General features: G+C 66.1%; 20 protein-coding genes. 11 read left to right on the top strand and 9 right to left on the bottom strand.

Annotated features, from left to right (window positions below; genetic code table 11):
* Window positions 1-103: 103 nt before the first annotated feature.
* Both BN3266_RS08320 and BN3266_RS08315 read left to right on the top strand, forming a co-directional pair.
* Window positions 104-505: a cupin domain-containing protein gene (locus tag BN3266_RS08320; RefSeq protein ID WP_059004805.1), complete on the top strand. Its 402-nt coding sequence runs from the start codon at window positions 104-106 to the stop codon at window positions 503-505.
* 144 nt (window positions 506-649) lie between these two features.
* A complete protein-coding gene (locus BN3266_RS08315) occupies window positions 650-1,816 on the top strand; it encodes an iron-containing alcohol dehydrogenase (RefSeq protein WP_059004804.1) in 1,167 nt (388 codons plus the stop codon).
* Between the two features lie 51 nt (window positions 1,817-1,867).
* Here BN3266_RS08315 and BN3266_RS08310 read toward each other — a convergent pair whose 3' ends face one another.
* Window positions 1,868-2,764, bottom strand: coding sequence for a DMT family transporter (locus BN3266_RS08310; protein ID WP_059004803.1), 897 nt, complete (start codon window positions 2,762-2,764; stop codon window positions 1,868-1,870).
* Window positions 2,765-2,881: 117 nt separating this feature from the next.
* Between BN3266_RS08310 and BN3266_RS08305 the strand changes: the two genes are divergently transcribed.
* The 5 genes from BN3266_RS08305 (at window position 2,882) to BN3266_RS08285 (ending at window position 6,496) form a co-directional block, all read left to right on the top strand.
* Window positions 2,882-3,589, top strand: a complete 708-nt coding sequence (locus tag BN3266_RS08305) for a Crp/Fnr family transcriptional regulator (protein WP_059004802.1) — start codon at window positions 2,882-2,884, stop codon at window positions 3,587-3,589.
* Complete coding sequence (locus BN3266_RS08300) at window positions 3,586-3,969, top strand: MerR family transcriptional regulator (RefSeq protein WP_021659459.1); 384 nt, start codon at window positions 3,586-3,588, stop codon at window positions 3,967-3,969. Before BN3266_RS08305 ends, BN3266_RS08300 begins: the two co-directional genes overlap by 4 nt.
* Window positions 3,970-4,153: 184 nt before the next feature.
* Window positions 4,154-4,654, top strand: coding sequence for an RNA polymerase sigma factor (locus BN3266_RS08295; protein ID WP_059004801.1), 501 nt, complete (start codon window positions 4,154-4,156; stop codon window positions 4,652-4,654).
* A complete protein-coding gene (locus tag BN3266_RS08290; RefSeq protein ID WP_059004800.1) occupies window positions 4,644-5,249 on the top strand; it encodes a zf-HC2 domain-containing protein in 606 nt (201 codons plus the stop codon). The genes BN3266_RS08295 and BN3266_RS08290 overlap by 11 nt, the downstream gene beginning before the upstream one ends.
* A complete protein-coding gene (locus BN3266_RS08285; protein ID WP_059004799.1) occupies window positions 5,246-6,496 on the top strand; it encodes a DUF6688 domain-containing protein in 1,251 nt (416 codons plus the stop codon). Before BN3266_RS08290 ends, BN3266_RS08285 begins: the two co-directional genes overlap by 4 nt.
* Window positions 6,497-7,003: 507 nt before the next feature.
* Here BN3266_RS08285 and BN3266_RS08280 read toward each other — a convergent pair.
* From BN3266_RS08280 to BN3266_RS08275, 3 genes are all read right to left on the bottom strand, one after another.
* Window positions 7,004-8,515, bottom strand: coding sequence for a catalase (locus BN3266_RS08280; RefSeq protein WP_059004798.1), 1,512 nt, complete (start codon window positions 8,513-8,515; stop codon window positions 7,004-7,006).
* Between the two features lie 136 nt (window positions 8,516-8,651).
* Window positions 8,652-9,254, bottom strand: coding sequence for a GNAT family N-acetyltransferase (locus BN3266_RS13900; RefSeq protein WP_154669036.1), 603 nt, complete (start codon window positions 9,252-9,254; stop codon window positions 8,652-8,654).
* 101 nt (window positions 9,255-9,355) lie between these two features.
* Window positions 9,356-10,084, bottom strand: coding sequence for a Bax inhibitor-1/YccA family protein (locus BN3266_RS08275; protein WP_059004797.1), 729 nt, complete (start codon window positions 10,082-10,084; stop codon window positions 9,356-9,358).
* Window positions 10,085-10,384: 300 nt separating this feature from the next.
* Between BN3266_RS08275 and fucO the strand changes: the two genes are divergently transcribed.
* Entirely contained in the window at window positions 10,385-11,539 is a 1,155-nt protein-coding gene (fucO, locus tag BN3266_RS08270) for a lactaldehyde reductase (RefSeq protein ID WP_059004796.1), read from the top strand.
* A gap of 86 nt (window positions 11,540-11,625) precedes the next feature.
* On the opposite strand, the gene pnuC is transcribed toward fucO, so the two are convergent.
* From pnuC to BN3266_RS08255, 3 genes are all read right to left on the bottom strand, one after another.
* Window positions 11,626-12,360, bottom strand: coding sequence for a nicotinamide riboside transporter PnuC (gene pnuC / locus BN3266_RS08265; RefSeq protein WP_059004795.1), 735 nt, complete (start codon window positions 12,358-12,360; stop codon window positions 11,626-11,628).
* A 238-nt stretch (window positions 12,361-12,598) separates the two neighbouring features.
* Complete coding sequence (msrA, locus tag BN3266_RS08260) at window positions 12,599-13,636, bottom strand: peptide-methionine (S)-S-oxide reductase MsrA (protein ID WP_082671743.1); 1,038 nt, start codon at window positions 13,634-13,636, stop codon at window positions 12,599-12,601.
* Between the two features lie 589 nt (window positions 13,637-14,225).
* Entirely contained in the window at window positions 14,226-15,956 is a 1,731-nt protein-coding gene (locus BN3266_RS08255) for an adenine deaminase C-terminal domain-containing protein (RefSeq protein WP_154669035.1), read from the bottom strand.
* Window positions 15,957-16,148: 192 nt separating this feature from the next.
* Between BN3266_RS08255 and BN3266_RS08250 the strand changes: the two genes are divergently transcribed.
* Entirely contained in the window at window positions 16,149-17,054 is a 906-nt protein-coding gene (locus BN3266_RS08250; protein ID WP_075109719.1) for a helix-turn-helix transcriptional regulator, read from the top strand.
* Window positions 17,055-17,513: 459 nt separating this feature from the next.
* On the opposite strand, the gene BN3266_RS13895 is transcribed toward BN3266_RS08250, so the two are convergent.
* Window positions 17,514-17,669: a hypothetical protein gene (locus tag BN3266_RS13895; protein ID WP_154669034.1), complete on the bottom strand. Its 156-nt coding sequence runs from the start codon at window positions 17,667-17,669 to the stop codon at window positions 17,514-17,516.
* Window positions 17,670-17,730: 61 nt separating this feature from the next.
* Here BN3266_RS13895 and BN3266_RS08240 point away from each other — a divergent pair, with 61 nt between their 5' ends.
* Entirely contained in the window at window positions 17,731-18,432 is a 702-nt protein-coding gene (locus tag BN3266_RS08240; protein WP_059004791.1) for an AlkZ-related protein, read from the top strand.
* A 57-nt stretch (window positions 18,433-18,489) separates the two neighbouring features.
* Here BN3266_RS08240 and BN3266_RS08235 read toward each other — a convergent pair whose 3' ends face one another.
* Window positions 18,490-19,380, bottom strand: a complete 891-nt coding sequence (locus BN3266_RS08235; RefSeq protein WP_059004790.1) for a LysR family transcriptional regulator — start codon at window positions 19,378-19,380, stop codon at window positions 18,490-18,492.
* 126 nt (window positions 19,381-19,506) lie between these two features.
* On the opposite strand from BN3266_RS08235, the gene BN3266_RS08230 reads away from it, so the two are divergent.
* Entirely contained in the window at window positions 19,507-20,697 is a 1,191-nt protein-coding gene (locus tag BN3266_RS08230; RefSeq protein ID WP_059004789.1) for a coenzyme F420-0:L-glutamate ligase, read from the top strand.
* Window positions 20,698-20,745: the final 48 nt, after the last annotated feature.

The following is a 20,745-nucleotide window of genomic DNA, read 5'->3' as shown; positions in this document are numbered from 1 at the left end:
GCGCAAAATTGGCCCTTGACTTGGAGTGAACTCCAGGGTTTATCCTAAAACCAGACAACAAAACAGCGGCCCTTGCGCGTCGCCGTTTGAGGAGGGATGAGAGATGGACGAAGAAAAGGGGCTGCACGACCTGGGCAGTGGCGCCGTCTTCCCCATGGGGGCGGAAAACACCGCCTTTGCCGCCCACTTCAGCGGAAAATCCTATCTGGAAATGCTCACCGACAGGGGGGTGAACATCGCCAACGTCACCTTTGCCCCTGTCTTCCGCAACGACTGGCACATCCACCGCCGGGGCGGCCAAATCCTGCTGGTCACCGGGGGACGGGGGTACTACCAGGCCTGGGGCGAGCCCGCCCGAGAACTCCGCCCGGGGGATGTGGTCAACATCTCGCCGGATGTCAAGCACTGGCACGGCGCGGCGCCGGACAGCTGGTTTTCCCACCTGGCGGTCGAGGTGCCCGCCGACGGCGGCTCGACCGAGTGGCTAGAGCCGGTGGACGGGTAGACCGATCGCCGCCTGCACCAAAAAATCCGCCCAATAGGGCTATTGACCCCGGCCGGCTGGCGCTTTAAAATGGGATCGAGAGGAACTTGCGCTGGAGGGATGCCGCATCTGCCCCTCCTTCGGCCAGATGAAAGGAGTTTTCCAATGCAAAATTTTGTTTACGATATCCCCACCAAGGTCTATTTCGGGCCCGACCAGCTCTCCCATCTGGGGGAGGAGCTGAAGAAATTCGGCACCCGGGTGCTGCTGACCTACGGCGGCGGCTCCATCAAAAAGACCGGTCTCTACGACCGCGTCGTCGCGGAGATCGAGCGGGCGGGCCTCACCTTCTTCGAGCTCTCGGGCATCGAGCCCAACCCCCGCATCACCTCGGTCAACAAGGGGGTCGCCCTCTGCCAGGAGCACGAAATCGACGTGCTGCTGGCGGTGGGCGGCGGCTCCACCATCGACGCCACCAAGTTCATCGGCGCGGGGTACTACCACGACGGCGACGCATGGGACCTGCTGTCCGACAAAGCCCCCATCACCAACTGCCTGCCCATCGTCACCGTGTTGACCCTGTCCGCCACCGGCTCGGAGATGGATGCGGGCGGCGTCATCAGCAACCTGGAGACCCGGGACAAGATCGGCAGGGGCCACCCCTCCATGCGGCCGAAGGTCTCCTTCCTCGACCCCACCGCCACCTACACTGTGGGGCCTTACCAGACCGCCTGTGGGGCGGCCGACATCCTCTCCCACCTCATGGAGACCTACTTCAACGCCGAGGGCAGCCTCTACATGCTCGACCGGATGATGGAGGGGCTGATGGAGACGGTGGTCCACGCGGCCCCGGTGGCGCTGGCGGAACCCGAGAACTACGAGGCCCGGGCCAATTTGATGTGGGCCTCCTCCTGGGCCATCAACGGCTTCACCCGCACCTGCCAGACCTGTGAGTGGAGCTGCCACCCCATGGAGCATGAGCTCTCCGCCTTTTACGACATCACCCACGGCCTGGGGCTGGCCATCCTCACCCCCCGCTGGATGGAGCACATCCTCGACGAGGAGAGCGCCCCCCGCCTTGCCCGCTTTGCCAGGAGCGTCTTCGGGGTCGATGCCGCCCTGCCCGACAAGGAGGCCGCCAGAGAGGGCATTGCCCGGCTCTCCGCCTTCCTCTTTGACACCCTGGGACTGAAGAGCACCTTCACCGCCCTGGGCATCGACGACACCCATTTCGCCGAGATGGCCAAAAAGGCCTGCGGCGACGGGGTGCTGCGGGGCTATCGCCCCCTGCGCCCGGCCGATGTGGAGGCCATCTTCCGCGCCTGCCTCTAGCCCCAAAAGAGGGCGGCCGACTGTATACCGGCCGCCCTCTTGCGATAGACGCTAGGTCTCTCCCTTCTCCCCCTTGCGGGCGGCCCACCTCTCCACCACAAGGTTGACAATGACCCCCGCGGCAATGACCAGCCCACCGCGGAAGGTGGCGTCGGAAAAGCGGTTGCCCAGGAGAAGGTCCAGCAGGACGCCGGTGAAGATCTGCCCGATGAAGAGCAGGAGGGTCAGGCGAAAGGCCGGCACGCGGGGGACGGTCAGGTTGCTCAGCAGCACCACCGCCACCCCCAAAACGCCCCCGAGGTAGATCCAGGGCCGTCCCGCGCCGCTGCCGACTTCTGCCCCGCCCGCCAGGCAGATGGAGCCCAGCGCCAGCACCACCGTGATGGGCAGCCCCACCAGGTGGTTGATGAGGGAGCCCCGCAGGGGTCCCGTCTGCTCGGCCAGCCGGGCGTTGACGGTGCGGGAGAGGACCACCGTCACCCCCGCGCCGAGGGAGACCGCCACCGCCACCGCCGCGGCGGCGACCGTGTGGTCGAGCATCATGGCGATGCCCGCCAGGGAAAAGGCCAGCCCGATGAGGGAGCTCTTTTGAAAGGGGCGCCTTTCCATCCCCAACAGGCCGAAGTGGTCGATGGCGAGGGCCGCCACCGTCTGCCCCAACAGCCCCAGGGCGACGATGCTCGTCATGCTGATTTTCCCGTAGGCGAGGTTGTTGAAGACGGTGGTAAAGACCCCGATGGCACCACCCAGGTAGATCCAGCGGGGGCGGTGGCCCCACAGGGGCCGCTTCTCCCGCTGGGCCGCGCAGAGGACCAGGGCGAAGAGCGAACCCACCAGGTGGACGATCGCCGCCGCCACAAAGACGCTGTATGCAGCGGTGAGGTTGCCGTTGATGGACACCATGACCGCAAGGGTGACGCCGGTCAAAAGAGCGAGCAGTTGATACATGGTTTCATCCCTCCCTGCCATGAGGATACCAAATCGTGCCGGGACGGCATAGGACATTTGTCATGGTGTTTTGGGGGAAGGGGTGCGATCCTATCTTGTAGAGAGGGGGCGAAACCGATGGAGCGGTGCGAGCTGGAGGAGCGGCATCTGGCCAAACTCGCCGAGTACAACCTGCAAGGGGTGGCGCGGGAACACTGCGCGGCCCTGCGCTACCACCCGGGTGAGGTCATTGTGCGGGAGGGAGACGAGATCGAGGGCCTGGCCCTGACGGTCAAGGGGCTGGCCAAGGTCTCCCGTTCCACACCGGTCGGCAAAAACCTCATCCTCTGCTACTATCTCTCGGACGGGATGATGGGGGAAATCGAACTGCTGACCCACCAGCGGTCGGCCACCACCACGGTGACGGCCATCTCCGACTTTGAGTGCGTCTCGGTCGACCGCGCCAGCGTCGCCGAGCAGCTGCGGGTAAACATCCCCTTCTGGCAGCGGCTGGGGGCGGTGCTGGCCGACAAGTTGCAGAGGAGCTCTGAAAACTACGCCCTCTCTTCCCTCTGCTCGGCACAGGAGCGGCTCTGCGCCTACATCTGTAAGAACGCGCCCGGCGGGCTGTTCTGCGACCAACTCACCGACGTGGCCTGCTCCGTCGGCACCAGCTACCGCCATGTCTTTCGCCTGCTGGCCGACCTCTGCCGCGAGGGAGTGCTGCAAAAGAGCCGGCAGGGCTACCGGGTCAAACGCCCCGAGGAACTCGCCCGCCGGGCGCAGGCCGGCAGAGGGACGACAAAAACAGACGATCCAAACAAGAGAGAGGAGACTGCGCCATGACCATTGCCGAGGTGAGCCGCACCTACGACCTGTCCGCCGACACCCTGCGCTACTACGAGCGCATCGGGCTGATCCCCCCGGTACACCGCAGCGCCGGTGGCATCCGCGAGTACGACGAGGAGGACTGCCGCTGGGTCGAATTCATCAAGTGTATGCGGGGGGCGGGGCTCCCCATCGAGTCGCTGGTGGAGTATGTCGCCCTCTTCCAGCAGGGGGAGGAGACCGCCCCGGCCCGCAAACTGCTGCTGGTGGAGCAGCGGCAGCGGCTGGCGGAGCGCATCGAGGAGATGCAGGCGGTGTTGGCAAGGCTTGACCGCAAGATCGAGGGCTATGACCGGCTGGCAGCCGCCGAGAGCAAGCTGCGCCGCAGCCGGGACTGACCGCCGACCCGACCGCAACGGGCCGTTCGCCAGAGGGCGGGCGGCCCGTTTCTCTGCCGTTTTCCCCCTCCCGCCCGCCCCGGCGGCCGGATGACCGCCGGGGCGAAGGGGCAGAAAAAAAGCGGGATGCTGTAACGGCGGGAAGGGGCAGGACGTCTTACCAGAAGAGAGGGGGGAAGCCGCCGTGGATGAATTTGAACAGCTGTACCGGGAGAACGCCCCCCTGGTCTACGGCTACCTGTTGCGGCTGACCGGCGATCCCGGCGAGGCGGAGGAGCTGTTGCAGGAGACCTTTGTCCGCGCCCTGACCCGGCTGGACGGCTTTCGGGGGGACTGCCGGCTCTCCTCCTGGCTCTGCCAGATCGGCAAAAACCTCTATCTGGACGCCCGGCGCAGGCAGAGCCGCCAGCTCCCCCTGGAGGGAGCTGTGGCCGATGCGGCAGCGGAGGACCCAGCCCTCCTGCGCCAGGAGGAACGAGAGGCGGCGGAGGCCATCCTCCACCAGGTGGAGCGGCTGACCGAGCCGGGGCGCACCGTCTTTGCCCTGCACGCCCTGCAGGGGCTCTCGCTAGCCGAGATCAGCCGCCACTTCCGCCGCTCTGAAAGCTGGGCACGGGTGCTCTACTACCGGGCCAAACGGCGGCTCATCGCCGTCATGAAGGAGGATGGTTTGGATGGACTTTGACTGTGATTTGATACGCGACCTGCTCCCCCTCTACCTGGACGGGGTCTGCAGCGACGCCTCGCGCCGGGCGGTAAAGGCGCACCTGGCCGGCTGCGCCGATTGCCGCCGCGCTCTGGCGGAGATGGAGGCGGGGCTCGACCTCCCCCTCGCCGCCCCCCCGCCGGAGGGGACCGTCCTCGCCAACATCCGCCGCCGCTGGGCCAACTCCCTGTTGGCGGCCATCCTCCTCACCGCCCTGCTCTTCACCGCTGCCGGGGTGATGGTGGAGGGGGGCTGGCACACCCTGCCCCAGGGGCGGGCCGCCCTCTGGCTGGTGGTGCCGGGGGTGAGTTTCTTTCTCTCCCTCATCCACTACTTCTTTGCCAGGGAATACCGCAGTGCCCCCCTCTTTGCCGCCGTTTCGGGGGGACTGACCGCCCTGCTCTGCCTGGGGGGCGACGCCCTTGCCCTCTGGTACTACCGCGGCTGGGGGCAAGGAGGAGGCGGCCTTCTCCCCTGCCTGCTCATCGCCCTGGCAGCGGGGGGCGTTCAGCTGCTGCTGGCCCTCCTCTACGGCCGCTGGCTGGGCCTCGCGTCCCGGGGGAAAAGGGGATGAGCCCCGCCAAGGCCAAAGGGGCCTTCCTGCGCCATCCGCTCCTCTGGTCGCTGGCGGCCGGGCAGGCCCTGGGCTTTCTGGGCTGTCTGACTGCGGCGCTGGGCCGCGCCTCCTCCCTTTCGGGGCTGTTCGCGGTATCGGCGGGCGTCGGCCTCTTTCTGGTCTGGCCCCTCCTTCTGACCCTCCTCAACCTGGCCTTTTTGATCCGCCGCGCCAAGGGGGCAGCCGCCCGCCGGGCCGGACAGGCGGTGGAGGGGGCGACACTGGCGGCCGGGGCTCTCTTTACCGCCCTTCTCCTCTCGGTCTCGGAGATCCGCTTTGCCGACTGGCCGGTTCCCCTGCAAAACGCCCAGCGACACACCCCCGTCGCCAGCTGGGGGGCGCCCACTGTGGCGGTGTTGGCGGCCGTGGGGCTGTTGGGATACCTGCTGCTGCGGCTGGTCCCCCTGCCCAAACTGCCGCCCCTGGCGGCGGTGCTGGCCATGGCCGCCCTCTACCTGGGCTGCGGCGTCTGCCTGCTCTGGATCGCGCAGGTGTTCACCGCCCGGTACTGGCTGCTGGCCCTTTTCCCCGCCAACTGCCTTCTCATCGCCGCCAAGGCGGTGCGGGATCTGGTGGCCCAGTGGCGGGAACAGTGCTCCCGGCGGGAGGCCGCGGCGCGCTACCAGACCCGCCCCCTGCTGGGATGGATGGCCGCCCTGCTCGAAAACGCCGCCAACTGGCCCTGGCTCGCCGGGCTGCTGATGTGGCCCCTGCTGGGGGTCCTCGTCGGGCTGCTGGCCCTCTTTGGCCAGGCGCCCGACGCGGTGCTGCGGGCCTGGAGCGAGACCAGCGACTGGAACCTCTCCCGGCAGGTCTCTCCCCCCAATGTCATTTACGACGAGCACTACCTCTGCACGGTGGCGGCGGGCGGGCACCGGCGGCTGGTCAAACCCCTGCGCCCGGGCTGCCGCCACGGCCACCAGGTGACGGTCAACCGGCAGCTCTGCGTGGCCAACGCCTTTGAACAGCTGCTGGAGGAGCGCACCCCCCCCTTTCACCGGCTGGTGCGGGGGCTCTACGACCGGCTGGGCTACCCGGTGGCCCGGCACATCCGCTCCCCCTACCTGGCGGACGCCATCTATCTGCTGATGAAACCGGCCGAGTGGCTCTTTCTCACCGCACTCTACCTCTTTGACCCCCTGCCGGAAAACCGCATTGCCGTGCAGTACCCCCACCGCCCCCTGCCCGACGGATATTGCCGCTAGGGGCCGCTCCCCCGCCCTTTCAAGGGAGGCACCCACCTTTGCAGGGGGATGAATACAAAGAGACGGCGGGCGCAGGGGCCAACCGAAGTGGGGCAACAGCCCGGTCCGAGGGCGCTGCCCGCCAAGGCAATCGCCTCCCTCGCCGAAGGGCAGAGCCGCCAAGCTGCCGGTGGCTTGGCAGCATCGCCCTCGATTGGGTCCCTTTCAAAATGCAGGCCCCCCTTTTCCTCTTTCCAACCTTCCAATCAGCGGCCCCCACCCGTATTCGGTCGCTGCTTTTCGACTGGAGAAAAAGCCCCACCGGCCCTCCGTTGGGGCAGGCCACCTCTCCCCCACTCGCTCTTGCCGATGAAAAGCAGATTTGTCTTTTCCCCCAGCCCCCGATTGAAGTCGGGGAGGGACGGCCGGGCGGCAACACCTGCCTCCCCCCGCAGCGCCGGACGGCGGGCCGCTGCGGGAATGGCAACTGAAAAGGGACCCGGCGCCAAAGCGCCGGGTCCCTTGTTTCTACTCCATCTCCCCCAACGTGGCCTCCACCAACTTCTGGTGGGGCAGGCGGGAGAGGGCCTTGACCTTTTCAAAGTCCAGCCCCATGGCCTCGGTGATGCGGCGGCCGTACTCCAAGTCCGCCAGGTAACAGTGGACGGCATGGCGGTACTTGACGTTTTTGCTCACCGGCTCGATATTTCTGGCGGTGTTCTCGATGAGCAGGTCGCGCTGCTGCGGGGTCATCACCCGCCAGAGGTCGCCCCCCGCGCGGAAACAGTTGTCGGTGGGGTCGTCCTTGGGGTCGTAAGCGTACATGGCCCCCGACAGGTCCAGCGGCGGCTCCATCACCCCCGGCTGGGCCGCCCAGGCCCCCTGACTGTTGGGGGAGTAGGCGGGCGCGCCGCCGTAGTTGCCGTCGGTGCGCATGGCGCCGTCCCGGTGGTAATCGCTCACCGGACAGCGGGCCCGGTTGACCGGGATCTGGTTGTAGTTGACCCCCAGCCGGTAGCGCTGGGCGTCGCCGTAGACAAAGAGCCGCCCCTGCAAGAACTTGTCCGGCGAGAAGCCGATGCCCGGCACCACATGGGCCGGGGTGAAGGCGGACTGCTCCACCTCTGCAAAGTAGTTTTCGGGGTTGCGGTTGAGTTCCAGCACCCCCACCTCGATCAAGGGGAACTCCCCGTGTCTCCAGATCTTGGTGATGTCAAAGGGATTTTCATAGTGGGCTTGGGCCTGCTCCTCGGTCATGATCTGCACGTACATGGTCCAGCGGGGGTAGTCGCCCCGCTCGATGGACTCGTAGAGGTCCCGGCCGTGGCTCTCCCGGTCCTTGGCCACCACCGCCTCCGCCTCGGCGTCGGTGAGGTTTTGGATGCCCTGCTGGGTCTTGAAGTGGAACTTGCACCAGACCCGCTGGTTTTCCTCGTTGTAGAGGGAGAAGGTGTGCTCCCCGTAAAAGTGCATGTGGCGGAAGGAGGCGGGGATTCCCCTGTCGGACATGACGATGGTGGTCTGGTGGAAGGTCTCGGGCAGCAGCGTCCAGAAATCCCAGTTGTTCTGCGCCGAGCGCATGCCGGTGCGGGGATCGCGCTTCACCGCCCGGTTGAGGTCGGGAAAGTTGTGGACGTCGCGCAGGAAGAAGGTGGGGGTGTTGTTTCCCACCAGGTCCCAGTTGCCCTCCTCGGTGTAGAATTTCACCGCCACCCCGCGGATGTCCCGCTCGGCGTCGGCCGCGCCCCGCTCCCCCGCCACGGTGGAGAAGCGGAGGAAGAGGTCGGTCACCGCGCCGGGCTGCAGCACCTTGGCCCGGGTGTAGCGGGAGATGTCGCCGGTGACCGTCAGCTTGCCGTACGCCCCCCAGCCCTTGGCGTGCATCCGCCGCTCGGGGATGACCTCCCGGTCAAAGTGGGCCAGCTTCTCCAGCAGCCAAACATCCTGCAGCATCACCGGGCCGCGGGGACCCGCGGTCAGTGCGTTCTCGTTTTCCGCCACCGGCGCGCCCACTTCATTGGTCAAATTTTGAACGTCCATTCTGTATCCCTCCGTCTACTCCAGCGGTGTGACAGCTTCTACCCTCAGCTTATTCCCTCAACGCCCCCTTTTCAATTGTTTATCAGACAAGGTTTGTACAGCTTTTTTAGAACAGCCCACAAAATTTCCCCACCTGTCAAAGAAAGTGCCCCGCTCCACAGTGGGAGCGGGGCACTTTGCCGGTCAGTCGTCGGGGAGAGGCGGGCGGCGGAGCGGGCAAACCGCCGCCGGGAGGGGGTGCCCTCCACCCGCTCTTTGGGGGGAAAGCCCCTCTCGAAGGCCAGCAGGCCCGCATCGCCGGGGGAGAGGGAGAACACCTCCGTCTCGCAGTAGCGGCCGGCGACCCCCGACAGCTCGCCGGGGCGCAGCTTCTTGCCAGCAGGGCCGCGTGATAGCACCCATCGCCCGGGCGGATGCCGAAGGCCTTGCCGGTGCGAAAGCCAAAGCGGCGGCAGCAGTCGGGGTCGCCGGTGATGACCAGCCCGCCGTACCCCCGCTCGGCGGCCAGCGGGAGGGTGGTCTCGATGAGGGCGGAACCCACCCTTTGCCCCCGCCAGTCGGGCAACACCCCGATGGGGCCAAAGGTGGCCACCGGGCGGCGCACCCCATCTGCCCCCGTCACCAGGGCCTGGGGGCAGGCGATCACTCCCACCGGGCGACCGGCCACCAGGGCCACCCAGTCCAGGCCCGGCAGGTAGGCAGGATCCCCTCGCAGCCGGTGCAGCAGGTAGTGTTCCACGCACCCGGGGGGCGAGGAGGTCCCAAAAGGCCTCCCGCACCAGCTCCTCGGTGGCGCGGTGCTCCCCCCGCCGGGTGGGGAGCAGTACCATGGCCGCCGCTCTACTTCCGGCGCTTGCCCAGCAGCCGCAGCAGATAGAGGAAGATGTTGATGAAGTCGAGATAGAGGTTCAGCGCCGAGTAGATGGAGATTTTTTTGAGCATCTCCCCGTCGCCCTCAAAGCTGTAATAGTAGTCCTTGGCCCGCTTGGCGTCGTAGGTGGTGATGCCCATGAAGAGGGCCAGGCCGATGAAGCTGACGGCGATGTCCAGCCCCGAGAGGCGAAAGACCATCGACAACACGGTCATCACCAGCAGCCCGATCAGGCCGCAGGTCACCAGTCCCCCCAGGCCGGAGACGTCCTTTTTGGTGATGATCCCCGCCGCCGCCATCGCCCCGAAGTAGACGCAGGCCGCCAAAAAGAGGAGGATGGCGCTGGGCACGTCGTAGAGCAAAAAGAGGGAGGAGAGCACTACCCCGGTGGTGGCCGCGTAGGCCAGGAAGATGGCCCGGGCCGCCCCCACGCTGAACTTGTAGAGGTTGCGGCTGAGGACCGCCACCATCACCAGCTTGGCCACCACCATGGCGATGAGCAGGTAGGGGCTGGCAAAGACATAGTAGAGGGCGCCGGTGGCATATACCGCATAAGAGGTGACAAAGGTGATGGCCAGGGCCAGAAACATCCAGCCGAAGGTGGCCGCCAGGTGTTTGTAGACGGGCTCTCTCTGCAGGGGGGCGGACATCGGCTCCTTGCCGGGTTCGATCCATTCGCCGGTCTGGGTATCGTACATGGTCGCTCGCTCCTTTTTTGGGTGGGTTTTTCCGGCCGGGGGCGCGGGCCGCCCGGCGGTTTGCTCCATTATAGCAGACTTCTCCAAAAACCAAAAGGGCGCGGCCCCAAACGGCGGGCCCGCCCCACCCCCAAGCTGCACAAAAGAAAGCGCAAAAGTTTAGCGTCTTTTTGGCAGAAATATGTATATTCTATCTACATTTTCTATTTTTGTTAATAGTTTGTTATCATATATATACTACACTAAAGGTGTTGAGAGAATCCATATCCCAACACAAATAACAGCGGGAGGGTTTGACAAATGATCCAGAGAATGCTGCTCAACGAAACGTCCTACTTTGGCCCCGGGGCCATCGAAAAGATTCCCGACGAGGTGCGGGAGCACTGTTGGCAAAAGGCCCTCATCGTCACCGACCGGGACCTGATCCGCCTGGGGGTGGCGGCGCGGGTGACCCACATCCTGGACGAAAACAAAATCAAATACAGCCTCTTTGACGACATCCACCAGAACCCCAGCATCGAAAACGTGCAGCACGGGGTGCAGACCTACCACTTTGTCAAGGCCGACTGCATGATCGCCATCGGCGGCGGCAGCGTCATGGACACCGCCAAGGCCATCGGCATCATCGCCAACAACCCCGACTACGACGACGTTCTCTCGCTGGAGGGGCGGCCCCTCACCCTCAATCAGGCCGTGCCCATCGTGGCGGTCCCCACCACCGCCGGCACCGCCGCCGAGGTGACCACCTCCTACACCATCACCGACGTGAAAAACCGCCGCAAGATCGTCTGCAACGACCCCCACAACATCCCCGTGGTGGCCATTGTCGACCCCGATATGATGGCCGGCATGCCCAAGGACCTGACCGTGGCCACCGGCATGGACGCCCTGACCCACGCCATCGAGGGGTATATCAGCAAGGGCGCCTGGCCCATGAGCGACATCTTCACCCTCAAGGCGGTGGAACTCATTGGCCGGTCGCTGCGCAAAGCCGCCCTTGAAAACGACCCGGAGGCCCGCAGCAGCATGGCCCTGGGCCAGCACCTGGCGGGGATGGGCTACTCCAACGCCGGGCGGGGCGTCGTCCACTCCCTGGCCCACGCGGTGGGCGGGGTCTACGGCACCTCCCACGGGCTGACCAACGGGGTCATCCTCCCCTGGGCAATGGAGTTCAACGCCGAGTGCACCGGCGAAAAGTACCGCGACATCGCCAAGGCCATGGGGGTGCACGGCACCGCCAACATGTCGCCGGAGGAGTACCGCAGGGCCGCGGTCGACGCGGTGCGCCAGCTGGGGGCCGATTTGGGGGTGCCCGCCAACCTGGGCGCCCTGGGCGTCAAGGCGGAGGACGTCCCCTTCCTGGCCCAGCAGGCCATGAGCGACGTCTGCACCGCCGACAACCCGCGGGAGGCAAGCCAGGCCGAGCTGGAAGAGCTGCTGAAAGCGATGCTCTGATTTCCCCGCGCCGCTGTCAAAGAGAGAGGGGTTGCGCCCCTCTCCCACAAAAAAGGGCTCCCCTTGGGGGGAGCCCTTTTTGCGCTTCATCGGGCCGCGCTCTGCCGGATCTGCATCCTTCGCCAGTTGACAAACCCGTAGAGGTCATTGAGCAAAAACATGGCAAAGCAGATGACCACCGAGAGGTAGGAGGGGTCTGTCAAAGAGGCCATCCCCCACAGGGCGACCAGCACCAGGTCGTTGGCCGCGTAGGCCAGCGCGTAGTAGGGGTTTCGCCGAAAGGTGAGGTAGACGGCGAGGAAACTGGTGGCGACAGAGAGGGTGCTCACCCCCAGATTGGCCGTGTGAAAGGCCCTCAAGACAAAGAAAAACACCGCGGTGACAGCCGCCGTCAGGGCCAGCATGACGGCGCCCTCCCCCCGCTTCAACTGGTCCACCTTCACCTCTGCCCGGTTGCCGCCATAGGGGTTTTTCAGCCACGAGATGAGGGCGAAGAGGGCCATCGGCCCCGTCATCCCGAGATAGGTGATCATCTCCCCGTAGTAGGCAAACCGCAGGGAGATCACCCCGTACAGCAGGCTGAAAACAACCATCAAAAACTGTCCGATGGGGTTTCCTTTGGCGTTTAAAACCAGCGAGGTCGCGCCGACGATCGAGGCGACCAGGGTCAGGTAGTTGGCCCGGTCAAAAAGGCAGAAGGAGAGGGTGATCAGCAGCACCGACGAGCACCACAGCAGCCTCTCCGCCCTTGTGAAGTAGTTGGACAACGCCTTTCTGTTCACTGCAAGCACCTCCAAAAAAAGAAGCATCCGCTCGCACATCTTCAAAGACCTAACGATGTGCAGACGAATGCTTTTCGCACCCTTTGCCCGGTGGCAAAATAACTTTTATAAAAATAGCACAGCCTCCGCCAAAACACAAGGGCGGGCCGCGAGAATCCCCCTTTTGCAGGGTGAGCGGGGATTTTTCGCCCTCTTTTTTGGGGAGTTTGCCCAGCAGGCGCCGGGGCCCTGTTCCCCTCGCCCGGGCGGCCAACGGACGGTTTGAGGGGGTGGGCCCTCACTTCCCCTGCCCTTCCAGCCGGGCGAGGTAGGCGCCGTAGCCCTCCTCCTCCATCCTTTCCCGGGGAATGAAGCGGAGGGCGGCGCTGTTGATGCAGTAGCGCAGACCGCCCGTCTGCGCCGGGCCGTCGTCAAAGAGGTGGCCCAGGTGGTTGTCGCCCCCCTGGGAGCGGACTTCCACCCGCTCCATGCCAAAGCTCTCGTCCCGGCGCTCGGTGAGGGCCGCCCCCTCCACCGGACGGGAGAAGGCGGGCCAGCCGCAGTCGGAGGCGAACTTGTCGCAGGAGAGGAAAAGGGGCTGGCCGGTGGCGGCGTCCACGTAAAGGCCGTCGTCAAAGAAATCCCAGTAGGGGTTTTCAAAGGCGGGTTCGGTGCCGTTTTCGCGCAGCACCCGGTACTGCTCGGGGGGCAGCTCCTCCCGCAGCACCTCCTCCGGCGGGTTTTTCCACCCCCGCTCCCCCGCCTCCCTGGGCGGGGGATTGGCCGCCTCGGCCCGGCGAAACTGCGCGGAGCCGATGTGGCAGTAGCCCTGGGGATTTTTTTGCAGGTAGTCCTGGTGGTACTCCTCCGCCGGGGCGTAATTTTTCAGCGGCTCCACCTGGGTGACCACCGGGGCGCTGTACTGGGCCTGTACCCGCGCAACCGCCCGGCGGATGGCGGGGAGATCCCCCTCCCGCAAGTAGAAGATGCCGGTGCGGTACTGGCTGCCCATATCGCCCCCCTGGCGGTTGCGAATGGTGGGGTCCACCGCCCCAAAATAGCACTCCAGCAGCCCTTCCAGGGAGAGGACGGCCGAATCGTAGCGGACCATCACTGCCTCGGCGTGGCCGGTGTTGCCGTAACAGACTGCCTCGTAGCTGGGATCTTCGCTAAAGCCGTTGGCGTAGCCCACCTGGGTGGCCGTGACCCCCCGGATGAGGGAGAGGTACTTTTGCAGCCCCCAAAAGCAGCCGCCGGCCAGGCAGATGGCGTCCCCCTCGGTCGAAAGGGGGGCCGGGCGCGCGGGCTCCCGGGCGGAAAACAAGCGGTGTCTCATCTCTTTTAAAACCTCCTTGAAAAGCGGTGAAACCGGGTTCCCCCGGCGAAGAAATATGGTATAATAGCCACGAAGCGGCCACGATGCCGGGGATGGCCAGGCGGACGCGCAGACGCCGTTTGCCCCCTGCCCCACGGCCAGATCCCCCCGTCGCTCTTTCTCATCTCGCGGTGGTTCGTACCCTGGCTCTTATACACATCGAGAAGTGTATAAGAGCCAGCCTCACGGGGGCCCCGCTGGATCGGCCGCCCGCGATGCCCCGGCAGAAGCGGTGGCCGAAAAGCCGGTGGGAGAGGCAGAGGGCCGTCTTCTCCCCCGCCATCTGCCCAAAACGGCTGTCCATTTCAAATCCCACCACCGGGTCAAGGGCCGCTGTCGGCCCGGCCAAAATGGCAAAGAAAACGACTTTATAAAGCCCTGGCGGCGGCGCTCTTCTGCGTTTGGTCCGGGGAACGGCCTCTCCTCTATTTTGGAAAGGGGGACGACTGCCGCTCGGGCCACCGGCACCAGAGCCGGACCCGCCGCCAAAAGCGCGGCCGCCAGGGCGCACCCGGCCGCTCCAACGGCCTTTATCGCGGCTTTCTCCCGCTCATCCCTCACAAAACAGGGGGACGACCGCCCCTTTGGCCACGTCCACCAGCCCCTTGTCGGTGATTTTCAAAGCCGGGCTCACCGGCAGCGAGAGGGTGCACAGGGACATCACCGGCTCGTAGTGGCGGTACCCCAGCCGGCGCAGGGCAAGCTGTACCTCCCGCAACTGGGAACCGATGACCTCCATCGGCTCCTCGCTCATCAGCCCCGCCACCGGCAGGGGGATCTCGGCCAGGATCTCGCCGCCCTCGGCCACCGCCATCCCCCCGCCCAACTGCCGCACCCGCTCGGCCGCCAGGGCCATGTCGGCGGCGCTGTGGCCCACCGCCATCAGGTTGTGGTGGTCGTGGGCGTAGGTGGTGGCCACCGCCCCGCGCTGCAGCAGGTCGCCGCAGGCAAACCCGCGGCCCACGCCGCCGCCCCGGCCGTGGCGCTCGAAGACGCAGACCAGGGCCGCGCCGCTGCCCTGCCAGTCCACCAGCCCCCCTCGCACCGGCAGGGAGAGATGCTCCTCGGTGGTCTGGGTCCTTAGGCGGCTGACCCCCATGGCCCGCACCGTCACCCGCTGGGCCCCCTGGGGGGCGGGCACCCGAAAGGCCTCCTCCCCGATGGGGGAAAGCTGCACCGAGCGGTAGAAGTGGGGCGGGAACATCCCCGCGCGGCTGCGGGTGGGGGCTGGGGCCGCCGCGTCCCACACCAGCCGCCCGGCCTTGTAGGTGCGCTGGGGCAGAAAATCCTCGGCCCGCTCGGAGAGCAGCACCATGTCCGCCAGCCGGCCGGGGGCAAGGGCCCCCCGGTCGTACAGCCGCATCCGCCGGGCGCCGGTGTAGCTGGCGCAGTAGACGGCCTGTTCCAGGGGCATCCCCTGTCGTACCGCCTCCCTCGCCAGGGCGTTGAGGTGGCCCCGGTCGACGAGGGCGTCGGCCATGGTGTCGTCGGTGACAAAGGCGGTCTGCTCGTAGAGGCGGTTTTGCACGATGAACGCCACCACCTCGGGCAGCATCATCTTCTGTTGCAACTCGAAGAACATCCCCTTAAAATAGCGATGCTTCACCTCTTCCAAGTCGTGCTCGGTGTGGTCCGAGTCGATGCCGGTGAAGAGGTAGCGGGAGAGGTCGACCCCCTTGAGGCGGGGGCAGTGCCCCTCCAGGGGGAGCGCCGGGGCCTGGGTGCGCAGGTAGCGGGTAAAAACGTTGGGCTTGCAGGCGGGCTCATTTAGCACCCCGCGGGTGTTCATCACCTCGCCCAGGCAGGCGATGCGGGGGTCTTGGAGCAGCTCCTTCAGCTCCTCCAGCCCGATCTCGCCGCCGGTGGTCTCCAGCGCGGCGCTGGTGGAGGGCACCGAGCTGGGGATGCCGCAGAGCACCTCCACCGCGCTGTCGGGGGCGGCGTCGAGGATGGCGCGGATCCCCTCGAACCCAAAGACGTTGGCGATCTCGTGGGGTTCGCTGACGATGGTGGTGACCCCACAGCGGGCCAGGTAGTCGGTGAAGGGCAGCGGGGCGGCCATGCTGCTCTCGATGTGCATGTGCACGTCCACCAGCCCGGGGATCAGGCAGCGCCCGCCGCAGTCAAAGCGCGCCGGGGCCGAAAACTCCTCCAGCCCCTCCTCCCCCAGGCCCACATGGAAGATCCGCCCCTCCAAAACGGCCAGATAGCCATGGAAAAAGCGCTGGAAATAGCTGTTGTATATCCGGGCGTTCTCGAGGATCAAATCAACTGGGTACACGGCATACCACCCTTTCTGCAAACAGGCGGCCCGTCGGGGGCCGCACATCCCTTCTCTTTCCTGCATGATAGCACAGCGGCGGCCGGGGGGACAAGGGTCACCGCTTGTCAATTTGCCGGGAATGCCGTACACTCTCTTCAGAGGGAGCGCACAGCCGCGTTTCCGATCCAATTTGACCGGCGGGGTGAGCGCGTGAAAACAGATCGTCTGGTGGGCATTTTGACCTACCTCTTGCAGACCGACCGGGCCACCATGCCGGAGCTGGCGGCCCGCTTTGAGGTGTCTCGGCGCACCATCCAGCGGGATGTGGACGCCCTCTGCCGCGCGGGCATCCCCCTGGTGAGCACCCGGGGCGGCGGCGGAGGGGTCGCCATCATGGACGGCTACAAGCTCGACCGGCGGCTGCTCAGCCCCGGTGAATTGCAGGGCATCCTCGCCGGTCTGCGGGGTCTCGACAGCGTCAGCAAGACCTCCTCGGCCGAGCAGTTTTTGCAGAAGGTCTCCGCCCGGGGGGAGGCCCCCCTCTCCCCCGACGGCGACCTGGTCATCGACCTGGCCTCCTTTTACAAGGACAGCCTGTCCGAAAAGATCGAGCTGCTGCGCCGGGCCATCGCCCAGCAGGAGCTGGTGCGCTTTCACTATTACTACGGCAAGGGCGAGGCCGACAAGCGGGTGGAGCCCTACTCCCTGGTCTTCAAGTGGTCGGACTGGTACCTCTTCGGCTTTTGCACCCAGCGGCAGGACTTCCGCCTCTACAAGCTGGGGCGGCTCTGGGCCCTGACCCCCGCCGGAGAGGGGTTTGTCCCCCGCCCGGTGCCGGCGGAAAAGCGCCGCTTCGGCAGCCAGATGCGCGATGACTACCTGGTCACTGCCCTCTACTGCCCGGCGGCCAAATACCGGCTGGTGGAGGAGCGGGGCCCCGACTCCTTTTCCGTCGCAGAGGACGGCCGCCTGCTGGCCCGCTGGGGGTTTGCCGGGCCGGAGGAGGCCCTCGCCTGGTTCCTCAGCTTCGGCGACGGGGCGGAGGTCATCGACCCGCCCCAGATGAGGGAGCGGGTGCGCGAAGAGGCCGAAAAAATCGCCGCCCGCCACCGCTGAATAGGACAGGCTGTTGTCCTGTTCGCCCTGCTACGATAAGGGGGAAATGACGGCGGACCGCCCAGAGGGCGGCCAGCAGAGGAGTCGTCTTTGATGGTGGAGCCCCGCTGCGGCCTTTCCCGTACCGGCCGCACCCGGAGGGAGCGCTGCGGCGGCGGCAACGAGACCGGTGCCCCCTTTTCACGGGACCTGCCCCCTGGCCCGGTGCTGCCAGGGCAGGGGCAGCCCCACCGCGGCGGNCCCGCCGGCTGCCTGCGGCTGCACCACCACCATCCCGCTGGACATCCTGGTGCCGCTGGTGGACTGCCAGCAGGCGTCGGAGTCGGTGGTCGACGTGGTCGTTCAGTACGCGGGTTGGGGCTTCTAAAGGGAGGGGACTTCCCTCCTTGAAGAGAGGGGGGCGCCCGTCTGCCGCCATGAGCAGGGCGGCAGGGGCGCCCCCTTTTTTTGCCTGTGCGGCTACGAGATGGAGAAGCGCAGCATGCGAATGACGTTTTTGGGGTGCACCTCAAAGAGGGTGTCCGCTCCGACCAGTCCCCGCTCGCCGCAGTCGGAGAGGAGGACCTGGCGCCCCGCCTTCCCCTGCGCGCTGTCGGCGCGCCATTCCAGCGACACCCCGCCCGGCACCCACATCGAGCGGTGCCGGGCCTGGGCTGAAAAGAAGGAGGAGAAAAAAGTGGTGGAGATTTACAGCTACGGCGACTTTGTCGAGGGGCTTTTGGCGGCGGGGTTTGCCCTGGGCGGCAGCAACGCCGAGGGCATCTACACCCTGGTGCCCTGGGACTGGCGGGAACAGCCGCCCTACGACACCCCGGTGCGCTGGCACACCGGCGACCCCGAGACCGACCCCTGGGAGTGGCGGATACGGGTGCTGACAGAGCGCGACGACATCGCCTACGGCAAGGTGTTTTTCAAAAAGAGCGGCTACATCACCCGGGCCTGGTACCCCTATTTCCTCGCCGCCCGCCGACAGGGGCGGACCCTTTTCGAGGCCTATGAGGAGGGTCAGGTCAGCCGGGAGGCCAAGCGGGTCTACGAGGCGCTGCTGGCAGCCGACAGCCTCCCCGCCCACGAGCTCAAGCGCCGGGCCGGCTTTTCTTCCCAGGAGAAGGCCCCCTTTGAGCGGGCCCTGACGGAATTGCAGATGCGGCTTTACATCACCGTCTGCGGCCGGCAGCAAAAGCGCTCCCAAACTGGAGAGGGGTACGGCTGGCCCTCAGCCGCCTTCTGCACCGCCGAGCGCTTCTGGGGCTGCGGCCTGTTTCGCGAGGCGGACGCCCTCTCTCCCCGGGAGGCGGAGGAGGCCATCGCCCGCCAGGTCTACCGCCTCAACCCCGAGGCGCCCCCCAAAAAGGTGCAGAAGTTCATCCGCGGGTAGGACCAAAACAAGGCGGCCCGGGAAAGGCGACATCGCTTTTCCCGGGCCGCTTCTCCGTCACCAGCCGTAGCGGCCGCCGATGAAATCGACAAAGCGCTTGGCGCTGGGGGAGAGGGAGACGTCCCGCAGCTTGCACCAGCTGATGTGCCGGGGCGGCAGAGAGAAATCCACCGGCAGCTTCACCACCAGCCCCCGGCGCAGGTAGTCCTCGGCAAACTCCTCGATGGCGCAGCAGACCCCCAGACCGATGCGGGCGAAGTCCAGCAGCAGGTCGTGGGAGCCCAGCTCGATTTCCGGGGAGATGGGCAGGCCCTGCGCGGCAAACCAGTCGTCCACCAACCGCCGGGCGTTGGACTTGCGCTCCAGTAAGATCAGCGGCAGGGCCGCCACCTCAGCGGCGGCGAGGGGACGCTGGGGCAGGGGGTAGCGGGGCCCGGCCAAAAAGACGTCGTGCACCCGGAAAAAGCGGTGCTCCTCCACCCGCTGGTCCCGCACCGGGGAGTTGACAAAGGCCAGGTCCACGCTGTGTTCGGCCAACATCTCCACCGCCTCGATGGAGGTGCCGTTTTGGATGACCAGCCGGATGTGGGGGTATTCCCGGTGAAATCGCTCCAACTGGCCCAGGATCACAAAGCGGGAGATGGTGTCCGACACCCCCACCCGCAGCTGCCCCTGCTCCAGGTTCTGCTGCTCCCGCAGGCTCTGCTGCCCCTGTTCCAGGGTTTTGAGGGCGGCGTCCACATAGCCGTAGAGCAGCTCCCCCTCGCTGGTGAGGGAGAGCCTCTTCCCCCGCCGGTCGAAGAGGGGGACCCCCAACTGGCTCTCCAGGTGTTTGACCGTCTGGCTCACCGCCGACTGGGAGACAAAGAGCTTCCCCGCCGCCGCCGAGAAGCCCCCCTGCCGCGCCACCTCGCGAAAGACCCGATAGTGTTCCAGCTTGACCTCCATACTATTAGACCACCTTATAAATTATATTATGAAAAGATATTTTACTTATATATACAATTGCATTATACTGGTAGAGCAGTTGTTTGTAAACCGGGCTTTTGGGCCCGCCAAAAAAGGAGAGGCAAGATGAGTAACTTCGTAGGCACCGTATCCAGAGGGATCAAACTTCCCATCGTCAAAGAGGGGGACGACCTGGCCGCCATCGTGGCCAAGTCGGTGCTGGACGCCGCCGCGGGCGAGCCCTTCGCCCTGCACGATCGGGACGTGGTGGCCATCACCGAGTCTGTGGTGGCCCGCACCCAGGGCAACTACGCCACCGTCGACGACATCGCCGCCGACGTGCGGGCCAAGCTGGGGGGCGAGCACATCGGGGTGGTCTTCCCCATCCTCAGCCGCAACCGCTTCTCGGTCTGCCTCAAGGGGATCGCCAAGGCCGCCAAAAAGGTGACGGTGCTGCTCAGCTACCCCTCCGACGAGGTGGGCAACCACCTGATCGACATCGACCGGCTGGAAGAGGCCGGCATCAACCCCTGGAGCGACGTCCTCACCGCCGAGGAGTTTCACGAGACGTTCGGCACCGTGCTGCACCCCTTCACCGGGGTGGACTACCTGGACTACTACGCCCAGGTCATCCGCGAGTGCGGGGCCGAGCCCCAGATCGTGCTGGCCAACAAGCCCGCCGCCATCCTGCGGTACACCAAGCGGGTGCTGGCCTGCGACATCCACACCCGGCAGCGCACCTGCCGCCAGCTGAAGGAGGCCGGGGCCGAGGCGGTCTGCTCCCTCAGCGACATCCTCAACCAGAGCATTGGCGGCTGCGGCTACAACGAGCAGTACGGCCTGCTGGGCTCCAACAAGGCCACCGAGACCTCGGTGAAGCTCTTCCCCCGGGACTGCGACGCCTTTGTCCAGCGGGTGGCCGACCTGCTGCGCGAGGGCAGCGGCAAGCAGATCGAGGTCATGGTCTACGGTGACGGCGCCTTCAAAGACCCGGTGGGCCAGATCTGGGAGCTGGCGGACCCGGTGGTCTCCCCCGCCCACACCGCCGGGCTCGACGGCACCCCCAACGAGGTCAAGCTGAAATACCTGGCCGACAACGACTTTGCCGACCTCAGCGGCGAGGAGCTGCAGGCCGCCGTCCGCGAGCGCATCGCCCACAAAAAGGACAAGCTGGTGGGCGACATGGCCGCCCAGGGCACCACCCCCCGCCGGCTGACCGACCTCATCGGCTCCCTGTGCGACCTGACTTCCGGCAGCGGCGACAAGGGCACCCCGGTGGTGCTGGTGCAAAACTACTTCGACAACTACGCCAAATAAGGCCCGCCGTACGGCCTTGAGAGGGCGCCCGAAAAAGGGCGCCCTCTC

Origin of the sequence: Bittarella massiliensis (ex Durand et al. 2017), from assembly GCF_001486165.1 — a bacterium.
Taxonomy (GTDB): Bacteria; Bacillota; Clostridia; order Oscillospirales; family Ruminococcaceae; genus Bittarella; species Bittarella massiliensis.
Note: the sequence above shows the minus strand (reverse complement) of the source record. Positions and strands in the feature narration are given on the sequence as shown.

Bases quoted from the DNA above. Each gene is read 5' to 3' on its own strand.
- BN3266_RS08290 (WP_059004800.1), top strand. From the start codon at position 4,644: ATGGACTTTGACTGTGATTTGATACGCGACCTGCTCCCCCTCTACCTG.
- BN3266_RS08320 (WP_059004805.1), top strand. From the start codon at position 104: ATGGACGAAGAAAAGGGGCTGCACGACCTGGGCAGTGGCGCCGTCTTC.
- BN3266_RS08285 (WP_059004799.1), top strand. From the start codon at position 5,246: ATGAGCCCCGCCAAGGCCAAAGGGGCCTTCCTGCGCCATCCGCTCCTC.
- BN3266_RS08280 (WP_059004798.1), bottom strand. From the start codon at position 8,515: ATGGACGTTCAAAATTTGACCAATGAAGTGGGCGCGCCGGTGGCGGAA.
- BN3266_RS08315 (WP_059004804.1), top strand. From the start codon at position 650: ATGCAAAATTTTGTTTACGATATCCCCACCAAGGTCTATTTCGGGCCC.
- BN3266_RS08235 (WP_059004790.1), bottom strand. From the start codon at position 19,380: ATGGAGGTCAAGCTGGAACACTATCGGGTCTTTCGCGAGGTGGCGCGG.
- BN3266_RS08275 (WP_059004797.1), bottom strand. From the start codon at position 10,084: ATGTACGATACCCAGACCGGCGAATGGATCGAACCCGGCAAGGAGCCG.
- fucO (WP_059004796.1), top strand. From the start codon at position 10,385: ATGATCCAGAGAATGCTGCTCAACGAAACGTCCTACTTTGGCCCCGGG.
- BN3266_RS08310 (WP_059004803.1), bottom strand. From the start codon at position 2,764: ATGTATCAACTGCTCGCTCTTTTGACCGGCGTCACCCTTGCGGTCATG.
- msrA (WP_082671743.1), bottom strand. From the start codon at position 13,636: ATGAGACACCGCTTGTTTTCCGCCCGGGAGCCCGCGCGCCCGGCCCCC.
- BN3266_RS08300 (WP_021659459.1), top strand. From the start codon at position 3,586: ATGACCATTGCCGAGGTGAGCCGCACCTACGACCTGTCCGCCGACACC.
- pnuC (WP_059004795.1), bottom strand. From the start codon at position 12,360: ATGTGCGAGCGGATGCTTCTTTTTTTGGAGGTGCTTGCAGTGAACAGA.
- BN3266_RS08305 (WP_059004802.1), top strand. From the start codon at position 2,882: ATGGAGCGGTGCGAGCTGGAGGAGCGGCATCTGGCCAAACTCGCCGAG.
- BN3266_RS08230 (WP_059004789.1), top strand. From the start codon at position 19,507: ATGAGTAACTTCGTAGGCACCGTATCCAGAGGGATCAAACTTCCCATC.